The organism is Staphylococcus caledonicus (assembly GCF_016238465.1).
GTDB classification, from domain to species: Bacteria; Bacillota; Bacilli; order Staphylococcales; family Staphylococcaceae; genus Staphylococcus; species Staphylococcus caledonicus.
This window is the reverse complement of sequence record NZ_JABTXV010000006.1, coordinates 28,028-49,277: the sequence shown is the minus strand read 5'-3', so window position 1 is coordinate 49,277 and position 21,250 is coordinate 28,028. Positions and strand designations below refer to the sequence as shown.

The 21,250-nt window shown below is 34.4% G+C and carries 23 protein-coding genes; 1 reads left to right on the top strand and 22 read right to left on the bottom strand.

Annotated features, from left to right (window positions below; all coding sequences use genetic code 11):
• Window positions 1–24 precede the first annotated feature (24 nt).
• The 21 genes from atpA to fdaB all read right to left on the bottom strand — a co-directional run bounded on the left by atpA (window position 25) and on the right by fdaB (window position 18,780).
• Entirely contained in the window at window positions 25–1,533 is a 1,509-nt protein-coding gene (gene atpA / locus HS848_RS11715; protein WP_107507991.1) for a F0F1 ATP synthase subunit alpha, read from the bottom strand.
• A 21-nt stretch (window positions 1,534–1,554) separates the two neighbouring features.
• Entirely contained in the window at window positions 1,555–2,094 is a 540-nt protein-coding gene (locus HS848_RS11710) for a F0F1 ATP synthase subunit delta (protein ID WP_198612449.1), read from the bottom strand.
• A complete protein-coding gene (locus HS848_RS11705) occupies window positions 2,094–2,624 on the bottom strand; it encodes a F0F1 ATP synthase subunit B (protein WP_198612469.1) in 531 nt (176 codons plus the stop codon). Before HS848_RS11705 ends, HS848_RS11710 begins: the two co-directional genes overlap by 1 nt.
• A gap of 86 nt (window positions 2,625–2,710) precedes the next feature.
• On the bottom strand, window positions 2,711–2,923 hold the full coding sequence (gene atpE / locus HS848_RS11700) for a F0F1 ATP synthase subunit C (RefSeq protein WP_011275238.1): 213 nt from the start codon (window positions 2,921–2,923) through the stop codon (window positions 2,711–2,713).
• Window positions 2,924–2,952: 29 nt separating this feature from the next.
• On the bottom strand, window positions 2,953–3,678 hold the full coding sequence (gene atpB / locus HS848_RS11695; protein ID WP_103166212.1) for a F0F1 ATP synthase subunit A: 726 nt from the start codon (window positions 3,676–3,678) through the stop codon (window positions 2,953–2,955).
• A gap of 26 nt (window positions 3,679–3,704) precedes the next feature.
• A complete protein-coding gene (locus tag HS848_RS11690) occupies window positions 3,705–4,055 on the bottom strand; it encodes an ATP synthase subunit I (protein ID WP_107507994.1) in 351 nt (116 codons plus the stop codon).
• A gap of 158 nt (window positions 4,056–4,213) precedes the next feature.
• Complete coding sequence (wecB, locus tag HS848_RS11685; RefSeq protein ID WP_198612448.1) at window positions 4,214–5,347, bottom strand: non-hydrolyzing UDP-N-acetylglucosamine 2-epimerase; 1,134 nt, start codon at window positions 5,345–5,347, stop codon at window positions 4,214–4,216.
• A gap of 18 nt (window positions 5,348–5,365) precedes the next feature.
• A complete protein-coding gene (gene upp, locus HS848_RS11680) occupies window positions 5,366–5,995 on the bottom strand; it encodes a uracil phosphoribosyltransferase (RefSeq protein ID WP_107507996.1) in 630 nt (209 codons plus the stop codon).
• A gap of 28 nt (window positions 5,996–6,023) precedes the next feature.
• A complete protein-coding gene (gene glyA / locus HS848_RS11675; protein ID WP_198612447.1) occupies window positions 6,024–7,262 on the bottom strand; it encodes a serine hydroxymethyltransferase in 1,239 nt (412 codons plus the stop codon).
• 24 nt (window positions 7,263–7,286) lie between these two features.
• The gene (locus HS848_RS11670) at window positions 7,287–7,811 is read right to left on the bottom strand and encodes a TIGR01440 family protein (protein ID WP_198612446.1); all 525 of its coding nucleotides are present in this window, start codon (window positions 7,809–7,811) and stop codon (window positions 7,287–7,289) included.
• Window positions 7,812–7,920: 109 nt separating this feature from the next.
• On the bottom strand, window positions 7,921–8,337 hold the full coding sequence (locus HS848_RS11665; protein ID WP_198612445.1) for a low molecular weight protein arginine phosphatase: 417 nt from the start codon (window positions 8,335–8,337) through the stop codon (window positions 7,921–7,923).
• Window positions 8,334–9,377, bottom strand: coding sequence for an L-threonylcarbamoyladenylate synthase (locus HS848_RS11660; RefSeq protein WP_198612444.1), 1,044 nt, complete (start codon window positions 9,375–9,377; stop codon window positions 8,334–8,336). The genes HS848_RS11665 and HS848_RS11660 overlap by 4 nt, the downstream gene beginning before the upstream one ends.
• A gap of 91 nt (window positions 9,378–9,468) precedes the next feature.
• Window positions 9,469–10,305, bottom strand: a complete 837-nt coding sequence (gene prmC / locus HS848_RS11655) for a peptide chain release factor N(5)-glutamine methyltransferase (protein WP_198612443.1) — start codon at window positions 10,303–10,305, stop codon at window positions 9,469–9,471.
• Entirely contained in the window at window positions 10,292–11,368 is a 1,077-nt protein-coding gene (gene prfA / locus HS848_RS11650) for a peptide chain release factor 1 (RefSeq protein WP_107508002.1), read from the bottom strand. Before prfA ends, prmC begins: the two co-directional genes overlap by 14 nt.
• Window positions 11,368–11,967, bottom strand: a complete 600-nt coding sequence (locus HS848_RS11645) for a thymidine kinase (protein WP_198612442.1) — start codon at window positions 11,965–11,967, stop codon at window positions 11,368–11,370. Before HS848_RS11645 ends, prfA begins: the two co-directional genes overlap by 1 nt.
• A 232-nt stretch (window positions 11,968–12,199) precedes the next feature.
• Window positions 12,200–12,457, bottom strand: coding sequence for a type B 50S ribosomal protein L31 (locus tag HS848_RS11640; protein ID WP_103166223.1), 258 nt, complete (start codon window positions 12,455–12,457; stop codon window positions 12,200–12,202).
• Window positions 12,458–12,577: 120 nt separating this feature from the next.
• Window positions 12,578–13,894, bottom strand: coding sequence for a transcription termination factor Rho (gene rho / locus HS848_RS11635; RefSeq protein WP_103166224.1), 1,317 nt, complete (start codon window positions 13,892–13,894; stop codon window positions 12,578–12,580).
• A gap of 267 nt (window positions 13,895–14,161) precedes the next feature.
• The gene (locus HS848_RS11630) at window positions 14,162–15,589 is read right to left on the bottom strand and encodes an aldehyde dehydrogenase family protein (RefSeq protein ID WP_198612441.1); all 1,428 of its coding nucleotides are present in this window, start codon (window positions 15,587–15,589) and stop codon (window positions 14,162–14,164) included.
• 219 nt (window positions 15,590–15,808) lie between these two features.
• On the bottom strand, window positions 15,809–16,144 hold the full coding sequence (locus HS848_RS11625; RefSeq protein WP_103166226.1) for a winged helix-turn-helix transcriptional regulator: 336 nt from the start codon (window positions 16,142–16,144) through the stop codon (window positions 15,809–15,811).
• 128 nt (window positions 16,145–16,272) lie between these two features.
• Window positions 16,273–17,544 carry a UDP-N-acetylglucosamine 1-carboxyvinyltransferase gene (locus tag HS848_RS11620; protein WP_198612440.1) on the bottom strand — a complete coding sequence of 424 codons (1,272 nt, stop codon included), beginning with the start codon at window positions 17,542–17,544 and terminating at the stop codon, window positions 16,273–16,275.
• 378 nt (window positions 17,545–17,922) lie between these two features.
• Entirely contained in the window at window positions 17,923–18,780 is an 858-nt protein-coding gene (gene fdaB, locus HS848_RS11615) for a class IIb fructose-bisphosphate aldolase FdaB (protein WP_103166228.1), read from the bottom strand.
• A 205-nt stretch (window positions 18,781–18,985) separates the two neighbouring features.
• Between fdaB and HS848_RS11610 the strand changes: the two genes are divergently transcribed.
• Window positions 18,986–19,507, top strand: a complete 522-nt coding sequence (locus tag HS848_RS11610; RefSeq protein ID WP_107508007.1) for a DUF2529 family protein — start codon at window positions 18,986–18,988, stop codon at window positions 19,505–19,507.
• Between the two features lie 73 nt (window positions 19,508–19,580).
• Here HS848_RS11610 and HS848_RS11605 read toward each other — a convergent pair whose 3' ends face one another.
• Entirely contained in the window at window positions 19,581–21,188 is a 1,608-nt protein-coding gene (locus HS848_RS11605) for a CTP synthase (RefSeq protein ID WP_198612439.1), read from the bottom strand.
• Between the last annotated feature and the right edge of the window lie 62 nt (window positions 21,189–21,250).

The following is a 21,250-nucleotide window of genomic DNA, read 5'->3' as shown; positions in this document are numbered from 1 at the left end:
CCACCTTTTCGATTTAAAGTTTAATTATTCAGATTTGCTAAAACTTTTCTTGAATTCACTAAGTGTTGCATCAAATTTATCGTCAGATGGTAAGCCACCAGTTTCTCTGATTTCACTTAATAATTCTGAACCATTTGATTTAGCCCAACTATTTAGTTCTTCTTCGAAACGAGTGATATCTTCTACTGGGATATCGTCTAAGTAACCTTTAGTTAATGCATAAATAATTAAAACTTGGTTCTCAACTGGTAATGGTTTGTTTTGGTCTTGTTTTAAGACTTCAACCGTACGTTTACCACGTTCTAATTTCTTAGCAGTAAATTCATCTAAGTCTGAACCGAACTGCGCAAATGATTCTAATTCTCTGTATGAGGCTAAATCTAAACGTAGCGTACCGGCTACTTTCTTCATAGCTTTAATTTGTGCTGAACCACCTACACGTGATACAGATTGACCTGCGTTAATGGCTGGTCTTACACCAGAGAAGAATAAATCAGATTGTAAGAAAATTTGACCGTCAGTGATAGAAATAACGTTAGTAGGAACGTAAGCTGAAATGTCTCCGGCTTGCGTTTCAATGATAGGTAATGCAGTAATTGAACCGCCACCTAAAGAATCGTTCAATTTAGCCGCTCTTTCTAATAATCTACTATGTAAGTAGAATACGTCACCTGGGTAAGCTTCACGACCTGGTGGTCTACGTAATAATAATGATAATTCACGGTAAGCAGCTGCTTGTTTAGTTAAATCATCATAAACCACAAGAACATGTTTACCATTAAACATAAATTCTTCACCCATTGTTACTCCTGAATATGGAGCGATATAAAGTAATGGTGATGGTTCTGATGCTGATGCAGATACAATAATTGTATAATCAAGCGCACCAGCTTGACGTAACTTTTCAACGTTTGCTCTAACTGTAGAATCTTTTTGACCAATCGCAACATAAATACAGATTGTATCTAAGCCTTTTTGGTTTAAGATAGTATCAATACCGATTGTCGTTTTACCAGTTTGTCTATCGCCAATGATTAACTCACGTTGACCACGACCAATTGGTACTAAGGCATCGATCGCTTTAATACCTGTTTGTAATGGTTCATCTACTGATTTACGAGCCATTACTCCAGTTGCTTTTTGTTCAACTGGACGTGTTTTAGTTGTATTGATAGGTCCTTGACCATCAATAGGTTGACCAAGTGGATTTACTACACGACCGATAAGTTCTTCACCCACTGGAACTTCCATAATACGTCCAGTACGTCTAACTTCGTCGCCTTCAGTAATTTCACTATATGGTCCTAAAATAACTACACCCACATTTGATTCTTCAAGGTTTTGTGCTAAACCAAGAACACCATTTGAGAACTCTACAAGCTCACCAGCCATACAGTCATTTAATCCGTGAATTAATGCAATACCGTCACCAATTTGAAGAACGGTACCAACATCAGTTACAGACATTTCAGACTCATAATTTTCAATTTGTGAGCGCAGTAAAGCACTGATTTCTTCAGCTTTTATGGCCATCTATGTCACTCCTCTTTTATTTTAGTTAACTCTTTTAAATTTACGTTCAATTTGTTCTAAATCTTTTTTAACACTACCATCTAGTACAGTTGTGCCGACTTTCACTCTAAATCCACCGATTAAGTCTGGATTGATTTTAGTCGTAATATGTACTTGTGATAATTTTGTTTTATTAATGATTAATGCTTTAATTCTTTCAAGTTCTTCGTCGCTTAATTGATAAACTGATTCAACGACAGCTGAGTCTTGATTGTAATGTTCATTGTATAAACTTTTAAACTCTTTGAAAATCGAACTAATAAGTTCTAAATGACGGTTGTTTGCAAGAATCATTAACATATTTTTTAAATAGTCATTCGCCTCACCAAATACTTGCTCAACAAACTGACGTCTTTGAGATGCCGGTTGATTAGGATTTGAATCAATGGCTTTTAAATCTTTACTATAGTCTTGAGTAGCACGATTTACTACTTCTAATTCTTCATACATTAAATCTAAGTTTTCTTTCTTAAGCGATACGTCAAATAATGCTTTAGCGTATTTGTTTGCTACGTTTGCCATTATTTATCGCCTGCCTCTTTAAGATACTTATCAACTAGTGCTTTTTGATCTTGTTCAGAAATTTCTTTTTGTAAGACTTTAGAAGCAATCAATACTGATAATTCAGAAACTTGGTTATTGATATCTGCAAGTGCTCGTTCTTTTTCACTATTGATTTCACTTTGTGCTGTTTCAATCATGCCGTTAGCACGAATGTTAGCTTCATGAATAATGTCTTCTTGTTGTTTACGTGCTTGCACTCTAGCATCTTCGAGAATACGTTGAACTTCATCTTGTGTTTCTTTAAGTGTCTTTTTATTTTCTTCTTCAAGTTTTTGAGCGTTAAGTTTTGCTTCTTCAGCTTCGTCAATATCTCTATTAATATCGCGTTCACGTTTATCCATTACTTCTTTTAATGGACCCCAAGCAAATTTCTTCAATAACGCTAATAGAATAATAAAGGTAGCTAAAGTAACGAATACTGTACCCCACTCAACGCCACCACTTGCTGCGCCTAAAACGAATGAATTAGTTAATGCATTCACTGGTATATGACACTCCTTTCATTATTAATCATCACTTTGTCATTAAATAAAACGAACGGCGAAGGTCCGAGAGACTTCGCCATGAAATTTTCTTATTGGAAAAGTGTCATGAATGCGATTACAACACCGATGATTGGAAGTGCCTCAACTAAACCAATACCAATGAACATAATACTCATTAATTGACCACGTGCTTCTGGTTGACGTGCTACACCTTCAACTGTTCTAGATACGATAAGACCGTTACCGATACCTGCGCCTAGTGCTGATAAACCGATTGCAATTGCTGCTGCTATTAAACCCATATTAATAATTCCTCCTAAATTTTTTTAAATTAATGTGTGTCCGCTACTTTGTGGGACATGTAAACCATTGAAAGCATAATAAAGATATATGCTTGGATTGAACCGACGAAGATTGAGAAACCTTGCCATACTAATAAACCTGGGATACTAATTATCCAACCCCAGCCGCTTTGGAAAAACAAGCCTGCTAGTAATGAAAGTAATAATTCGCCGGCAAAAATATTACCGTATAAACGTAGACCAAGCGTTAATGTTGAAGAAAACTCTTCAAATACATTAATAATTGCTAATGGCCAGAAAGGTTTAAAGTAATTTCCTACATATGCTTTAGTACCACGCATTTTCACACCGTAATAATGTGTTAGCAAGATCATCATTGTTGATAGTGTTAATGTTACCGTCGCATCAGCGGTCGGTGATTTCCACCATAAATAATGGTCATGTGTCACTATAGCAAATGGTAAACCTAACATATTAGCTACAAAAATGAACAGAATCAATGTGACTGCTAAAAAGTGGAACTGACCACCCTTTTTCCAAGCCATATTACTTTCAATAATTCCTCTTACAAAGTCAAAGATCCATTCAATAAAGTTTTGTTTACCTGAAGGTCTCTTTTGCAAATTACGCGTACAAATAATAGCGATTAAAAAGACTATAACTGCAGTAATGACTAACATTAGGATACTTGCCATGTTGAAAACAATATCAAACCCGAACAAATTAAAACTTGTGAGTGGTGATTTGTGATCCATATACTCACCTCTTTCTTCATAGAATTTTACTCCCTGTGTAATAAGGGCCGTACAATGATTATTACATAAGAAATCATGAGACCAATAATTATTCCAATAATATTCACATCATCTTTAAAGAAAAACCATATTAAGCACGCAATAATAGCGACTAAGTATCTCCAAATATTGCCCGTAGAAATATGTAGATTATCAGGTTGTTTAGCCCGAGATAAGTAAAGCTCAAAGATGTATGTATTAATTAAAGAGCCTAATGATCCTATTATTAATCCCAATATGAAAGGATTAGGAATAATAACGTACAAAACAGCCAATAATATAATAAAGTAAATATAGTATTGAATGAATTGTTTAAATATGATGCTGAAACGCCCCATTATTTATGCCTCCAAATTTACTTATGACAACCACGTAAACCGTTCCACTCATACAATTTCAATAATAATATAGGGGATATAGTGTGTCAATTTTATTCAAGTTATTGCACAATTTAAAAGCTATTTCGTCACAAGATGTTCTTATTTTAGGTTAACTTTTATCCTTTGAATTCTTTAGGTTGTTTATTTGAGAGGCCTAAATAATATTTAATACTATCACATATTCTAATTGAAGCTTCTCCATCACCGTAAGGGTTCTGAGTCATGGCCATAGTTTGATACGTAGTTGGCTCGTCTAATAATTTCTTAGTTTCAGAATAGACGTTATCTAAGTTGGTACCAATTACTTTTAATGTGCCCGCTTCTACCCCTTCAGGTCTTTCAGTTACATCTCGAAGAACAAGTACCGGTTTGTTTAAAGATGGTGCTTCTTCTTGAACTCCACCTGAATCCGTTAAAATTAGATATGCTTTACTAGCAAAATTATGAAAATCAACGACATCTAAAGGTTCAATTAACTTAATACGTGGATGTTCTCCCAGGAATTCTTTAGATAATTCTCTTACTTTAGGATTTAAATGAATAGGATAAACTACCACTATATCCTCATAATCATCTACTAATTTTCGAATTGCTCGAAAAACATTAACCATTGGTTGTCCAATGTTTTCTCTGCGATGTACTGTTAATAGGACAATCCGTTTATCCTTATGTTCATCCAATACTTCAGATGTATAATCATCTTTAATTGTCAGATTTAAGGTGTCGATAGCTGTATTGCCAGTAACAATGATTGAATCTTGACGTTTTTGTTCATTAATTAAATTCATTGCTGCACGAGCAGTTGGAGCAAAATGTAAGTCAGCGATGTTACTTACCATTTGGCGATTAATCTCTTCAGGAAAAGGTGCGTACTTATCACGTGTTCTTAATCCTGCTTCCACATGCCCTACTGAGACTTGATTATAAAATGCAGCAAGTGCTCCAGAAAATGTAGTCGTTGTATCTCCATGTACCAATACCATATCTGGTTGTTCATCTTTGATAATTAGTTCAAGTTGATTCATCGCTCTAGATGTAATTTCTGAAAGTGTTTGTCCTTCTTTCATAACATCTAAATCATAATGTGGCTTGATATCAAAAGTTTGAAGTACAGAGTCTAACATTTCTCGATGTTGAGCAGTTACAACAATCATTGGTTCCAACACTGAATCATTTTCTAGTGCTTTTACCAATGGTGCCATTTTAATTGCTTCTGGTCTTGTACCAAAGACTGTCATAATCTTTCTCATATCTTAATTCTCCTAACACTATTTAGTGCCGAATAGTCTGTCTCCAGCATCACCTAATCCAGGTGTAATGTATGCTTTATCATTAAGTTTCTCATCTAATGCTGCTATATAAATATCTACATCATCATGAGCTTCTTTCATTTTTTCTACGCCTTCAGGTGCTGCAATTAGGCACATAAATCTAATGTTTTTAGCGCCACGTTTTTTTAGTGAATTAATCGCTTCAATAGCTGATGCTCCAGTTGCTAACATAGGATCAACTACAATGATTTGTCTTTCGTCAATATCTTGTGGAAGTTTCACAAAATATTCAACGGCTTTTAAAGTTTCAGGGTCACGATATAAACCGATATGGCCAACACGTGCTGCTGGAACTAAGCTTAAAACACCATCTGTCATTCCTAATCCTGCTCTAAGGATAGGTACGATAGCTAGTTTTTTACCTGCTAATCTTTTAGCAGTCATAGTAGTTACAGGGGTTTTAACTTCAACGTCTTGTAGTTCTAAATCTCTAGTTACTTCGTAAGCCATTAGCATGCCTACTTCGTCGACAAGTTCTCTAAATACTTTAGTCCCAGTATTTACGTCGCGAATGTAACTTAATTTGTGTTGAATTAATGGGTGATCAAATACATGTACTTTGCTCATTATTACTTTTCCTCCAATTTAAATACACTTATTCATATAATGGGTGTTTCGAAGTTAAACTAGTTACTCTTTCTCTAGCTTCTTTTAATTTTGACTCATCATTTGGGTTTTTCAATGCTAAACTAATGATACGTCCAACTTCTTTAAATGCTTCTTCATCAAAGCCTCTAGTAGTTGCAGCTGGCGTACCTAATCGGATACCACTTGTAACGAAAGCTTTTTCTTGATCAAATGGAATAGTATTTTTATTACACGTAATACCGATAGAATCTAACGTAGCTTCTGCTTCTTTCCCTGTTACATTCACAGAGTTTTTAACGTCAACTAACAATAGATGGTTCTCAGTTCCACCAGAAACAATTCTAAAGCCTTCTTCTTGTAATGTTTTGGCTAAAACTTGAGCATTTTTAATAACTTGTTCTTGGTAGGCTTTGAAATCTTGTTCTAACGCTTCACCAAACGCTACTGCCTTAGCAGCTATAACATGTTCTAAAGGCCCGCCTTGGACACCAGGGAAAATTGTTTTATCAATTTCTTTCTTATATTCTTCTTTACAAAGAATTAAGCCTCCACGAGGTCCTCTTAACGTTTTATGAGTAGTCGTTGTCACAAAGTCAGCATATTCAACTGGATTAGGATGTAAACCAGCAGCTACTAAACCAGCGATATGTGCCATATCGACCATTAATTTAGCACCAACTTCATCAGCGATTTCTTTAAACTTTTTAAAGTCTAGTTCTCTAGAATAAGCTGAAGTACCCGCAACAATTAATTTAGGTTTATGTTGTTGTGCTAATTTACGAACTTCTTCATAATCAATTTTCTCTGTTTCTTTATCTACACCGTACTCTACAAAATTATAAAATTTACCACTAAAATTCACTGGTGAACCATGTGTTAAATGGCCTCCATGGCTTAAATTCATACCTAGCACTGTATCGCCCATTTCTAATGCTACTAAGTAAACTGCCATATTAGCTTGAGACCCTGAATGTGGTTGTACGTTGACATGTTCAGCTCCAAATAAAGCTTTAGCACGTTCAATCGCAATTGTTTCAGAAACATCGATATAACCACAACCACCATAGTAACGACGTCCAGGGTAGCCTTCAGCATATTTATTAGTCATTACAGAACCTTGTGCTTCCATAACCGCTTCAGAAACAAAGTTTTCAGATGCTATAAGTTCGATATTATTGTTTTGTCTATTGTACTCATTTTGAATGGCCTCATAAATAACTTTATCTTGATCTTTGATATATGACATAAAAATTCCCCCTATTTTTAGAAACTACTCATATTTAGCTCGCTCACCACCGACTTTTTTAGGTCTAGAAGTGGCAATAGTAACGATAGCTTCGCCTACTTGTTTAACACTAGTTCTAATCGGTACACAAACGTGTTTAATATGCATTCCAATCAATGTTTGGCCTATATCAATACCCTTAGGAACAGTGATATGCTCAACAACTACTGGATCTTTCATATGTTGATACGCATATGTTGCAAGACTTCCACCTGCATGCACATCTGGTACAACTGTGACTTCTTCCATCGTTAACGGATTGAAATCTTCTCGTTCAATAGTGATTGATCGATTGATATGTTCACAACCTTGGAATGCAAAAGAGACGCCCGTGCCTTGTTTCACCTCTTCTAGAGAAGTGAAAATATCTTTAGCAATATCCATTGAACCAACTGAACCAATCTTTTCACCTATCACTTCAGAAGTCGAACATCCAATTAGGCAAATTTCACCTTCTTTAAAAAATGATTGTTCTTTCAATTCATTTAACAAAGTTGTAAGTTCTTGCATATTCATCTCTCCCTTGATTACATATTAAAAGAAGCATAGCAAACTAACTATACTTCTTCATTATAACGTATTTAGAACGTGACATATACTATTTGTATAATATTTCGCTTTATGAAACATGAGTTAATTTATCAATTAAGTAATATAATTGATTGAAGGTTTCACGATACGTGTCAATACTACCTCCGAATGGGTCATCAATGTCCATTGTTTCGCCGACATATTCACTTAGTTGATAAATATGGGCTTGATTTCCATAGAGACTTTTCAATTGTTGTTTATGATTTTCTGTCATTGTAAGAATTAAATCACTTTGCAAATCTTCTTCACTAAATTGTTGTGCTGTTGAAGGTTCTGGTAAATCATTTTCTAAAATAACTTCTAATGCTTCAGGCGTGATTGCTTGTCCATTAGAAGCAAATAGTCCTCTAGAATTAACTTCGTCATTCTTCAATAATCGCTTTGCTATACTTTCTGCAATTGGACTGCGACATGTATTACCGGTACATACAAATGTTATTTTCATAAATCTTCACCTCTAACTATATGATTACCTGTAGCTTTAGTCATACGATTCATAATTGCTTCTGAGTCATTTTCATCATTAAAAGCATAAACAAATGCCTTATGAATTGAAGGATCCTCATCAATAATATGAAGGATATGATATAAATTATGATTAGCGCCTTTAATGTCATTCTCATCTTCGCATAAAGGGATAAAAATCGCATCCTGTGGCATAAATTGTTTCAATGTTTTTGGCAAAATAAAAGCTACATTAGTCCAATCTTTATCATTTCCAATGGGTTGGGTTAAGTTAGTCACCATAGAAATAGGCGTCTCTGGAGAATAATGCTTATACTTCATGCCTGGTGCAATTGGATTATCGATAGAATTATAATTGTAATAAATAACACTATCAGGTATGACTTCGTTTAACATAGTTTGAGTAATAGCACCAGGACGCGCGATTTTAAATGGATAACGAGTACAATCAAGCACAGTACTTTCTAAACCCTCTTCACTTTGATCCCCATTAACAATCCCCTCTATCTTTCCATTCAAATCATTATATACATGTTGGAACGTCGTAGGTGATGGTCGACCACTTAAGTTAGCACTAGGAGCAGCGATAGGCAGATTAACGTATTGTAAAATAGCTCGCCCAATAGGATGACTAGGCATACGTACTGCTATAGAGTCTAATCCTCCTGTGACTTTCTCGCACAAATAGCCTTTTTTTAGCGGTAAAATAAATGAAATAGGTCCAGGCCAAAATACATCCATAAATTTCTTCACTTCTTCAGGAACCTCAGCCACAAAATCTTTTAATTGTTGTTGACTATGTATATGTACAATTAATGGATTATCTGATGGTCGCCCTTTTGCTTCATAAATACGTGTCACTGCTTGCTCATCTTTAGCATTGGCTCCCAGGCCGTATACAGTTTCAGTGGGAATCGCAACTAAACCGCCCTGCTCATAAATTTCTTTTATGCGTTTTAATCCGGAGAACGTCAATGGCATTTCTTTATATTCGCGCATATCCCAAATCGTTGTTTGCATAACCTGTGCTCCTTTCCTCCCATATTATTATTTAATATAACAAGAAGTTACTCACCCAACATTTTCAATTAGATAAGTAACTTCACTCTGTTTACCATTTAAATGACACAATTCTATCAATGCCATTAATATCTTTAATCACGTTCACAGTAATATTCGGATATTTATTTAAAATGATTTCCTTTAATCTCTCGCCTTGATTGTAACCAATCTCAAATGTTACGTATGCATTGTCATTTAATACTTTTGGTAAATCATCAAGTATAGCTTCATAAATAGCATAGCCTTTATTTTTCGCGAATAAAGCCACGTGTGGTTCATATTTAACTACTGTATCTACCATATCATCTTTTTCATCAAAATTAATATAAGGTGGATTTGAAATTAAACCATCTAATTTAATATTACGTTTAATCAGTGGTTTCAAAGCATCTCCCTTTAAAAAATCAACATCGACATTTAAATCATAGGCGTTATCTATTGCTAAGTCTAACGTCTCTTGAACTAAGTCTGTAGCAATAACGTTTAAACTAGGATTCAATTTTTTTAAAGTAAGCGCTATTGCGCCACTTCCTGTCCCTATATCAGCTATAGTCGCTTGGTCTTTACAATTTTCCAAAAAGTGAAGCATCACTTCTTCAGTTTCTGGGCGAGGAATTAAGCAATGCTGGTTCACTTGAAATCGATAGCCATAAAACGATTGAAATCCAACAATATATTGTATCGGTTCACCTGTTAACATGCGTTCTAAAGCAAGTGAAAACTTCGCTTCTTCAGCTTTTGTCATTTCATCATACATATGAATTAAATAGTCCGTTCTTGACCATCCAAATAAATCTAGCATTAACCATTCTGCCCGAGCTTGCTCGTAACCTTTTTCAGTTGCTAAACCAATGGCTTGATGCAGTTTATCTTTAAAGCTCGCCATTATTTAATTCTTTCAATTTATCAGTTTGTTCTGAAAGTGTTAATGCATCAATAATTTCATCTAACTTACCTTCCATAATTTGGTCTAACTTTTGTAATGTTAATCCAATACGGTGGTCTGTGACACGACTTTGTGGATAGTTGTATGTTCTTACACGTTCAGAACGGTCACCTGTACCTACAGCCGACTTACGTTGTGCCGCATATTTTTGTTGTTCTTCTTGTAATTTCATGTCATATAAACGTGCTTTTAATACTTTTAACGCTTTTTCACGGTTTTGAATTTGAGATTTTTCAGATGACGTCGCAATAACTCCCGTTGGCAAGTGGGTAATACGTACAGCAGAGTCTGTTGTATTGACGTGCTGACCGCCCGCGCCACTTGAACGATACGTATCAACTTTTAAATCTTCATTACGAATTTCAATTTCAACGTCTTCAACTTCAGGTAATACTGCTACTGTAGCAGTTGACGTATGAATACGGCCACCAGATTCAGTTTCAGGTACACGTTGTACACGGTGTGCGCCATTTTCAAACTTCAACTTACTATAAGCGCCGTTTCCAGAAACTGAGAAACTAATTTCTTTGTAACCGCCATGATCACTTTCAGCTGCTTCTACAATTTCAGTTTTGAAATTTTGAGACTCGGCATATTTTGTATACATTCTTAATAAATCTCCAGCAAAGATGGCCGCTTCGTCTCCACCTGCTGCTGCTCTAATTTCAACGATAACATCTTTGTCATCATTTGGATCTTTAGGGATTAATAAGAATTTAAGCTCTTCTTCAAGTTCTGGAATAGCTGATTTCAAACTTGAGCTTTCTTCTTTTAACATATCAATTTCTTCTTTATCGTCTGTTTCATTTAACATTTCTTCTATTTCTTCAAGCTCTTCTTTTTTACTTTTATAATCTCTATAAACATCTACTGTTTTTTGAAGATCAGCTTGTTCTTTAGAATATTTACGTAATTTATCAGAATCATTAACGACCTCTGGATCACTTAACATTTCATTTAATTGTTCATATCTTTCTTCAACAATATCTAATTGATCAAACACTATAATTCCTCCTCATCGTTAGTACTTGGTGCAACAATATGATGTGCTCTACATCTAGGCTCATAACTTTCATTGGCACCAACTAAAATTGTCGGATCGTCTATTTTAGCAGGTTCTCCATTGATTAAACGTTGAGTTCTGCTTGAAGAAACACCACATACGGCACATACAGCTTGTAATTTAGTAACTTGTTCACTTACTGCCATAATTTGTGGCATTGGTTCAAATGGCTCTCCACGGAAATCCATATCCAATCCAGCTACAATCACTCTATGCCCATCATCTGCGAGCTTTTCAACAATATTAACGATTTCTTTATCAAAAAATTGAATTTCATCTATACCTATAACATCTACATGAGCTAAATCATGAAGTAAAATATCTCTTGCTGATGAAATATTAATGGCTTCTAGCTCATTACCATCATGTGAGACTACTTTTTCTTTATGGTAACGGTTGTCGATAGCCGGTTTAAACACTACTACTTTCTGTTTGGCATAGATTCCTCTACGTAATCTGCGAATTAACTCTTCAGATTTACCGCTAAACATACTTCCAGTAATGCATTCAATCCAGCCAGAATGGTAAGTTTCATACATTATAAGTTCCACCTTTATCAAAACATAATCGCTTAATTATATCATATTTCTATATATTATAAATTACTTTATGTATAACTCATTCAGACTGAAAATTATAATAAATTGAATAGTTTAACTTAGTCATATTTTTATAGTTATGTAGTACTTTGCGAATAAAAATATGGTAAATAAAAAAACTGCCTACACAATTCTATATACAATAGATTAGGCAGACAGTTTAAACTTACAATTAGTTGTTGTTTGATTTGAGACCAAACTTTTTGTTGAAACGTTCCACACGACCATCCGCAGCAGCGAATTTTTGACGTCCAGTGTAGAACGGATGTGAATCAGAAGATACGTCTAAACGAATAACTGGGTATTCATTTCCATCTTCCCATTCCATAGTTTCTGAAGATGTTTTAGTTGAACCACTTAAAAACTTGAAGTTAGTTGTAGTATCTAAAAAGATTACTTTGTGGTATTCAGGATGAATTCCTTGTCTCATTTTATTTTCAGCTCCTTTGCCCTGAACCATCCGGAACAGAGTTGTTTGTGAGTTTTTTACCCAATACTTGGTAATTATAATCGTTATTACTTTAAAACGCAACCCTCAAACCGATATTCATTAGATAATCGGCTTGCCAGTTTTAGTACTTTCTTTTGCAGCTTTCTGTAACTGTTGGAAAAATTCTTTATTGTTTTCTGAACGTTTTAATTTTCTAATAAATCGTTCAGTAAAGTCCGTAGAATCAGTAAACATGTTTCTTAACTGCCATAGTGATTCAAGTTCAGATTTACTAATAAGCAATTCTTCTTTACGTGTTGAACTTCTACCAATATCAATTGCTGGGAAGATACGACGTTCTGATAATTTACGATCAAGATGAAGTTCCATGTTACCTGTTCCTTTGAATTCTTCATAAATCATATCGTCCATACGAGAACCAGTTTCTACTAGAGCAGTCGCTAAAATAGTTAAACTTCCACCAGCTTCAATATTACGTGCAGCCCCAAAGAATGCTTTAGGCTTATGTAGTGAAGCCGGATCTAATCCTCCTGATAAGGTTCTACCACTTGGAGGGATAACGAGGTTATAAGCACGCGCTAAACGTGTAATTGAGTCCATTAAAATAATTACATCTTGACCTATTTCAACAAGACGTTTAGCTCTTTCAAGTAATAACTCTGCTACTTTAACGTGATGTTGAGGTGGCTCATCAAACGTAGAATGCACAACTTCAGCTGATTCTACTGAACGTTCAATATCAGTTACCTCTTCAGGACGTTCACCAACTAATAGAATAAATAACTTTGCATCAGGTTTATTAGTACTAATAGCATTGGCGATTTCTTTAAGTAGTGATGTCTTACCGGCTTTTGGAGGAGCAACTATAAGCCCACGTTGACCGAGACCAATTGGAGTTACTAAATCCATAATACGTGTTGAATAATTTTGGGGATCTGTTTCTAATACGATTCTTTCCTCAGGATAAAGAGGTGTTAAAGCTTGGAAGTGAGGACGTTTTTTGACTACTTCTGCATTTTCGTCATTTACAAAGTCAACTTGAAGTAAACCGTAATATTTCTCATTATCTTTAGGTTTACGTACTTTACCAGTCACTTTATCTCCTCGTTTAATTTCGAAACGACGGATTTGACTAGCGGAAATATAGATATCTTTTTCACCTTTTGAATAGTTTACGGTTCTTAAAAATCCGTAGCCATCAGGTTGAATATCATCTAATACACCTTCCATATAGTAATTGCCATCTTTTTCCATTTGAGCTTCCATAATAGCTAGAACGAGTTCACTTTTATTCAATTTGCTATAATTTGTAAGCTTGAGCGATTTTGCTTTTTGTGTCAGTTCTTTAGTTGTGTAGTTTTTATATAATTCATGAAACGATTCATATTGTGGAGATGTACGTTCTTTTTCAGGCATAAACTGCACCCATTTCTTAAATTTTTCTAAAGACTTATTGATAATTCAGTAAGTGTTTATTCTAATTGTCTTTTTATGAAAATGCAAAATCGAATAATGCACAGTACAATTTTTTAATTATTAAAAGTCTTAAATACTAGAATTAATATAGCAAATTTTCAATTTAAATACAAAATGATTTTAATAAATTTCAAAAAATAAAACAGCACATGGAACTATATAGGTCCCATGCACTGTTATATTTGATATATTAATTAATTGCTTAAATTATTTAAAATAACCAGCTATTGATTTCACTTCTAAGAATTCTTCAATACCATAGTCGCCCCATTCACGACCGATACCTGATTGTTTATAACCACCAAATGGTAAGTCAGGTTGAGCACCAGCTTCATTAATTTCTATTCTGCCAGCTTCAATTGAACGTGCTACTTTTTGAAGTGTGTCTTTATCTTTACCAATGACATAACCAGCTAAGCCATATTCAGTATCATTAGCGATTTTAATTGCTTCGTCTAAATCGTTATAAGTAATGACTGAAGCAACTGGTCCGAAAATTTCTTCTCGAGCAATTGTCATATCATTATCTACATTGATAAAGATTGTTGGTCTTGCGAAGTAACCAGTGTCTAAGCCTTCTGGTTTACCTGGACCACCGTAAAGTAATTCAGCACCTTCTTCTATACCTTTATCAATATAAGATTGCACTGTGTCAAATTGTTTTTTACTTATAATTGGTCCTACTTGTGTACCTTCTTCACGAGGGTTACCAACTTTGACATTACTAAATTCTTCTTTTAATGCAGATAAGAATTCTTCTTTTTTACTTTCTGGAACTAAAATACGTGTACCAGCTGTACAAACTTGTCCAGTATTATTAACTACTTTACCAGTAGTTGCTTTCGCTGCTTCTTTAACATCTACATCATCTAATAAGATATATGGAGATTTACCACCTAATTCAAGTGAAACTTTCTTGAAGTCTTTAGAAGCTTTTTCCATAATCTTAGAACCTGTACGGCCTGAACCAGTAAATGACATCATTCTTACTTTAGGATGTTCACTTAAAGGATTACCTACACCTTCACCGTCACCATTAACTAAGTTAAATACGCCTTTAGGCACGCCTACTTTATCAAAGATTTCAGCTAAGATTACCGCTGCAAATGGTGTTTCTTCAGAAGGTTTAAGTACAACCGGACTACCTGCTGCAAATGCCGCTGCAAGTTTTAATGATGTTTGGTTAGTTGGGAAGTTCCAAGGTGTAACTAAACCTGCTACTCCAATAGCTTCTTTAGTTACTAGAGCATCTCCACGTCGTTCTTCAAATTCAAATGACTCTAGAGCTCTACTAGCTTCTTGGAAATGATTTAAGCCCATTTGATAGTGCACATTCTCAGAAATAGTAAGTGGTGCACCTAATTCATCTGTAATGGCTTCAATAATATCTTGTTTTCTATTTTTATATTCTTCTACGATTTTATCTAATAGTTCTTTTCTTTCTTTTACTGAGCTATGGCGAAATTCTAAATATACGTCATTAGCAGCTTCTACTGCTTTATCAACGTCTTTTTCATTACCTTTAGCTACTTTGCCGATAACTTCTTCAGTAGCGGGATTAATAACGTCAATTGTTTCTCCGCTCTCGCTATCAATCCATTCGCCATTTATATATTGTTGAGTATAATTTCTCATCAATTCTTCACTCCTTAAGAATCGTTATATACTATGTGTATCCTTTTTGTTGAAAATTAAACATAGCACTTTAATAAGAAATAAAAAACAGAGCAGAAACTTAGGGAGTGATGACAGAAATAAAGAAAGTGAAATTCGAACTTTCATTTCTTTCAATCAACTACTAACACAACAAAAAACTGAGACATTTTATAAAAATGTCTCAGTCTCAACACTCTATTATTTAGACTTTACTTCTTCTTCAAGAGTAACGTATTTTCTAGCCCATTCTTCCATAGGCGCTAAAGCTTCAGCTAATGCCTTACCTTTATCAGTTAATTCATAAATGATGGATACTGGACTAGTTGAAACTACTTTCTTTTCTACTAATCCCCATTCACCTAAATCAGTTAATTTTATGCTTAATGCACGTGGGGTAATCGTCTTCAAATCCCTTTTCATATCGGAAAAGTGCGCAGTATAATCAGTGCATCGAGATAGATAATTAATGATTAAACCGTTCCAACTTCTACCAACAATTTTAAAGGTTTCTTCAAGATATGGACAGATTTCCATTGTCTTCACCTCTATTCAAAACATCTTAAACATGGTAGGTACTACAGAGGTTAGCCATAGTTACACGCGTTTAACTACCATTCGCCAACCTCTTTTAGTATCTAATATAATTATTATACCAGATATCTTTATATTTGTTCAGTCCAAATATCTGCGCCTAATGTTTTTAAATTTTTAACTATATCAGTATATCCTCTGTAAATATGTTTAACATTGTATACTGTAGTAATACCTTCAGCTAATAAACCGGCCGTGATTAAACACGCACCTGCACGTAAATCGCTTGCATAAACTTCTGCGCCATGTAATTTAGAAGGTTTAATAGTAGCCGTTCCTACAGTCATGTCCGCTTCAATATCTGCACCCATTTTTTTCAATTCATCTACGTGTCTGAAACGTGCAGGATAAATTGTTTCTGTTACAAATGATGGCCCGTCTGTCATAAATAATAACGGCGTGATTGGTTGTTGTAAATCTGTAGCGAAGCCAGGATAAACTAATGTTTTAATATCAACGTTTTTATATGATGATTGACGTTTAATAATTACTTTTTCAGCATCGCTATCAATTTCAATGTTAGCACCTAGTTCTTTCAATTTCATCGTTAACGCTTCGACATGTTTTGGCACAATATTATTAATTGATATCTCTTTGCCTACCGCAGCAGCGATACACATATATGTTCCTGCTTCAATACGATCAGGGATGACACTATATTCAGTGCCGTGTAATTCTTCTACTCCATTAATTTTTAATGAACTTGTTCCTGCACCTTTAATTTCTGCACCTATACTATTTAAAAAGTTAGCAACATCTACAACTTCTGGCTCTTTCGCTGCATTTTCAATAATTGTTTGACCTTTAGCATGGACAGCAGCAAGCATAATATTGATTGTGGCACCTACACTTACCATATCAAGAAAAATATTAGCGCCATGTAATTCTTTAGCCTCAATCTTCATAGATGTCTCGCTTGACTCATCAATTTCAGCACCTAAAGCTTTAAACCCTTTAATGTGTTGATCAATTGGACGAGGTCCTAATGGGCAACCGCCTGGCAAACCAATCACACATTTTTTAAAGCGTCCTAACATCGCTCCCATCATATAATATGATGCACGTAAGGATTCCACTTTATTATTAGGTAGTGGCGCATTTTGAATTTCGGTAGTATCGACTTCTAACTGTTTGCCATCTAAACGCGCTTTTATATTTAAATCCTCTAACAAACTGACTAGTGTCTCTACATCAGAAATTTGTGGTAAGCCATCTAACTTCACTTGACCTTGAGCTAGTAACGTTGCCGGAATAATCGCTACAGCACTATTTTTAGCACCACTGATTGTGACTTCTCCTTCAAGCGTCTGACCACCTCGGATTTTTATTACCTCTTGAGTCATAAGTCTTTTCTCCTTTGTTTCTCATTTTTAAAATTATATATTATTAGCATTATAAGATAAAAAATCTTTATTTGTAAAATGTTAATCATGTCGACACGTAGATGCATTTAGCTTTTAAATTTAACGGAAAAATTCTATTGAACGCTAATAAAACAAGATATATAAATATTATAAAACATTTTTAGAAAATAATTAATCAAGAGTTCTTGGATTGTTAAAAAATATAGATTAAATCTTAATGGTAAATTAAAATCTTGTATCTTTCTTTCAAAATTATTCTATACTATAAAAACTTTATCTGAGTTTTTACCGCAACAAAAAAGCCTAAGACATCTATTTATGTCCTAGGCTGATACTAAAAGATTTATTTAATGATACTTATTTAGCGCGGTTTGAAGTACCAAATTCTCTAATTTTACCTTTAACTGTTTCTTTAATTGCTTCACGAGCAGGTCCTAAATATTTACGTGGATCGTATACATCTTGATCGTTATTTAAAACGTCTCTTACTGCTTTAGCAGAAGCAATTTGGTTTTCAGTGTTGACGTTGATTTTAGCTGTACCATAAGGGATAGCTTTTTGGATATCTTTAGTTGGGATACCAGTACCACCGTGTAATACTAATGGTAAACCAGTTGATGCACCAATTTCTTCCATTTCTTTAAATCCTAATTTAGGTTCGCCTTTGTATGGACCATGAACTGAACCTAAAGCAGGTGCTAATGTGTCGATACCAGTTCTTTCAACTAATTCTTGGCATTCTTTTGGATCAGCGTAAATAATACCGCCAACTACGTCATCTTCTTGTCCGCCTACTGTTCCTAATTCAGCTTCTACAGATACACCATGTTGATGTGCATATTCAACTACTTTTGAAGTAATTTCAATATTTTCTTCAAATGGACTATGTGAAGCGTCAATCATTACTGATGTGAAACCAGCATCAATAGCTTCTTTACATTTGTCAAAGCTTGAACCATGATCTAAATGAATAGCTACTGGTACAGTAATGTTTAAGTCATGCATTAAACCTTCAACCATTTTGACTACTGTGTAGAAGCCGCTCATATAACGTGCAGCACCTTCAGATACACCTAAGATAACTGGAGCGTTCTCTTCTTGAGAAGCTTCTAAAATAGCTTGTGTAAATTCTAAGTTATTTAAATTGTATTGACCAACCGCATAACCATTTTCTTTCGCGTCGATTAACATTTCTTTCATTGAAACTAATGGCATGAAAGTTCCTCCTTGTGTGCAAGTGCACGATTTTTAAATCATTATATCAGAAAATTTTTTTAATTGCATGTTTATACCCATTTAAAAAATTAAAACTTAAGTTATATAGAGTGTATTAGGCAAAATTATTAATTATTTAGGTAATAGTAGGACATTGCATTAAATGTTATGTTTCATTACAATACTTATGAAATGGAGGATAATCATGTCTAAAATATTACATACTCAACTTATCGGTGTCTTTAACCGTTTAGAAAATCAAGCACTTGATATACAAATGGCCGGCCAGTGTTTAATGCAAGCAATTGGCGGCGAAGGCTATGTCTATGTTAAAGGTTATGGTGATTTAAAATTCTTTGAATCGTTTATTTTAGAGAGCGAAGAAAAACTCAAATCTAGTAAACAATTATCATCACTTCAATCTTTTAGTGAGATTGATTCAACTGATCGTGTTTTTCTATTTTCACCATTTTATACGGATGACGTTGCTCAAGATGTCAAAGCGTTAATCGCTAATGACATAGATTTTGTATTAATATGTAATCATCCTAAAGAAGATGATTTTCCTGAGCAATTTATGCATTTCGTTAATTTATCAACGCCACGTCCGATTGTTTATACGGAAGACTATGATAAAATTGTGCAACCTCATACAATGGCATTTAATTATATTTACTATGAGATATATACACAGATGATAGAAATGACACGTGATTTAGATTTATAACATAAAAAATAGAGGTTGGAACTTTAGCCGTTTATGTACAAATCATAAACGTTTTGTTCCAACCTCTTATATTTTATTTATTTTGATGTTTGTAAGCTGCTTCTACAAATGCTTTGAAAATAGGTTGTGCTCTATTAGGTCTTGATAAGAATTCTGGGTGGAATTGACAAGCTAGATAGAAATCATTTTCAGGAATTTCTACAATTTCAATCAATCGACCATCTGGGCTAGTACCTGAGAAGACCATACCATTCTCTTCTAATTGTTCTCTAAATTCGTTATTAAATTCATAACGATGACGGTGTCTTTCTTCAATGCTTGTTTCACCATAAATTCGATGTGCTAACGTACCCTCTTTAATGGCACATGGATATAATCCAAGACGTAACGTACCACCTAAATCTTCGATGTCTTTCTGTTCAGGAAGTAAATCTATAATTGGATACGGTGTATTTGAATCTAATTCTGCTGAATGTGCACCTTCTAAACCTAATACATTACGTGCAAATTCAACCGTTGCTAATTGCATACCTAAACAAATACCGAAGTAAGGTACATTATTTTCACGAGCATATTTTATCGCAGAAATTTTACCTTCACTTGCTCTAAAGCCGAAACCACCTGGCACTAAAATACCATCAACATCGCTTAAGTATTCAGCGACATTTTCATCAGTCACTTCACTTGAATCAATCCATTTTACAACTACATCTTTTTTCAATGGATAACCAGCGTGTTTTAATGATTCAACTACTGATAAATACGCATCTTGCAAGCTAACGTATTTACCTACTAAACCAATAGTAATCGTGCCATCTAATGAATTCACTGTGTCTAATAAGTATTGCCATTCATCTAATTGCGTATCATATTTGGCATCTAAATCTAAACGTCGAATAACAATGTCATCCATGTCTTGAGCGCTTAATTGTAATGGAATTTCATATAAAGAAGATGCATCTCTACACTCAATAACGCTTTCTTTTTTAATATCACAGAATAACGCAATTTTATCTTTTAAGTCTTGAGTCATTTCATATTCTGTACGCACAACAATTAAATCTGGTTGAATACCTAAGCCACGTAATTCTTTAACACTGTGTTGTGTTGGTTTAGTCTTCATTTCACCAGCCGCTTTTATGTATGGTAATAATGTACAATGTACATACATCACATTTTCACGACCAAGGTCACTTCTAATTTGACGAATCGCTTCTATGAACGGTAAAGATTCAATATCTCCAGTTGTACCACCAATTTCAGTGATAACCACGTCGGCATTTGTACTTTCACCAGCTAATAATAAACGCTCTTTAATTTCATTAGTAATGTGTGGGATAACTTGCACTGTTCCACCTAAATAATCGCCACGACGTTCTTTCTTTAAAACATGTGAGTACACTTTACCAGCTGTCACATTAGAGTATTTATTTAAATTAATATCGATAAAACGTTCATAATGTCCTAAGTCTAAATCAGTTTCAGCGCCATCGTCTGTAACAAATACTTCACCATGTTGATATGGACTCATCGTACCTGGATCAACGTTTAAATATGGGTCGAATTTTTGAATTGTTACTTTAAGACCTCTATCTTTTAATAATCTTCCTAGAGAAGCGGCAGTAATACCTTTACCTAATGACGACACTACTCCACCTGTTACAAAAATAAATTTTGTCATTTCTTGACCTCCTAGTTTATAAAGGGATGCTTCCTTGCTCAACAATTATTTATATTTTTAAG

Bases quoted from the DNA above. Each gene is read 5' to 3' on its own strand.
- atpA (WP_107507991.1), bottom strand. From the start codon at position 1,533: ATGGCCATAAAAGCTGAAGAAATCAGTGCTTTACTGCGCTCACAAATT.
- HS848_RS11710 (WP_198612449.1), bottom strand. From the start codon at position 2,094: ATGGCAAACGTAGCAAACAAATACGCTAAAGCATTATTTGACGTATCG.
- atpE (WP_011275238.1), bottom strand. From the start codon at position 2,923: ATGGGTTTAATAGCAGCAGCAATTGCAATCGGTTTATCAGCACTAGGC.
- atpB (WP_103166212.1), bottom strand. From the start codon at position 3,678: ATGGATCACAAATCACCACTCACAAGTTTTAATTTGTTCGGGTTTGAT.
- HS848_RS11690 (WP_107507994.1), bottom strand. From the start codon at position 4,055: ATGGGGCGTTTCAGCATCATATTTAAACAATTCATTCAATACTATATT.
- wecB (WP_198612448.1), bottom strand. From the start codon at position 5,347: ATGAGAAAGATTATGACAGTCTTTGGTACAAGACCAGAAGCAATTAAA.
- upp (WP_107507996.1), bottom strand. From the start codon at position 5,995: ATGAGCAAAGTACATGTATTTGATCACCCATTAATTCAACACAAATTA.
- glyA (WP_198612447.1), bottom strand. From the start codon at position 7,262: ATGTCATATATCAAAGATCAAGATAAAGTTATTTATGAGGCCATTCAA.
- HS848_RS11670 (WP_198612446.1), bottom strand. From the start codon at position 7,811: ATGCAAGAACTTACAACTTTGTTAAATGAATTGAAAGAACAATCATTT.
- HS848_RS11665 (WP_198612445.1), bottom strand. From the start codon at position 8,337: ATGAAAATAACATTTGTATGTACCGGTAATACATGTCGCAGTCCAATT.
- HS848_RS11660 (WP_198612444.1), bottom strand. From the start codon at position 9,377: ATGCAAACAACGATTTGGGATATGCGCGAATATAAAGAAATGCCATTG.
- prmC (WP_198612443.1), bottom strand. From the start codon at position 10,305: ATGGCGAGCTTTAAAGATAAACTGCATCAAGCCATTGGTTTAGCAACT.
- HS848_RS11645 (WP_198612442.1), bottom strand. From the start codon at position 11,967: ATGTATGAAACTTACCATTCTGGCTGGATTGAATGCATTACTGGAAGT.
- HS848_RS11640 (WP_103166223.1), bottom strand. From the start codon at position 12,457: ATGAGACAAGGAATTCATCCTGAATACCACAAAGTAATCTTTTTAGAT.
- rho (WP_103166224.1), bottom strand. From the start codon at position 13,894: ATGCCTGAAAAAGAACGTACATCTCCACAATATGAATCGTTTCATGAA.
- HS848_RS11630 (WP_198612441.1), bottom strand. From the start codon at position 15,589: ATGAGAAATTATACTCAACAATATATAAATGGCGAATGGATTGATAGC.
- HS848_RS11625 (WP_103166226.1), bottom strand. From the start codon at position 16,144: ATGGAAATCTGTCCATATCTTGAAGAAACCTTTAAAATTGTTGGTAGA.
- HS848_RS11620 (WP_198612440.1), bottom strand. From the start codon at position 17,544: ATGACTCAAGAGGTAATAAAAATCCGAGGTGGTCAGACGCTTGAAGGA.
- fdaB (WP_103166228.1), bottom strand. From the start codon at position 18,780: ATGCCATTAGTTTCAATGAAAGAAATGTTAATCGACGCGAAAGAAAAT.
- HS848_RS11610 (WP_107508007.1), top strand. From the start codon at position 18,986: ATGTCTAAAATATTACATACTCAACTTATCGGTGTCTTTAACCGTTTA.
- HS848_RS11605 (WP_198612439.1), bottom strand. From the start codon at position 21,188: ATGACAAAATTTATTTTTGTAACAGGTGGAGTAGTGTCGTCATTAGGT.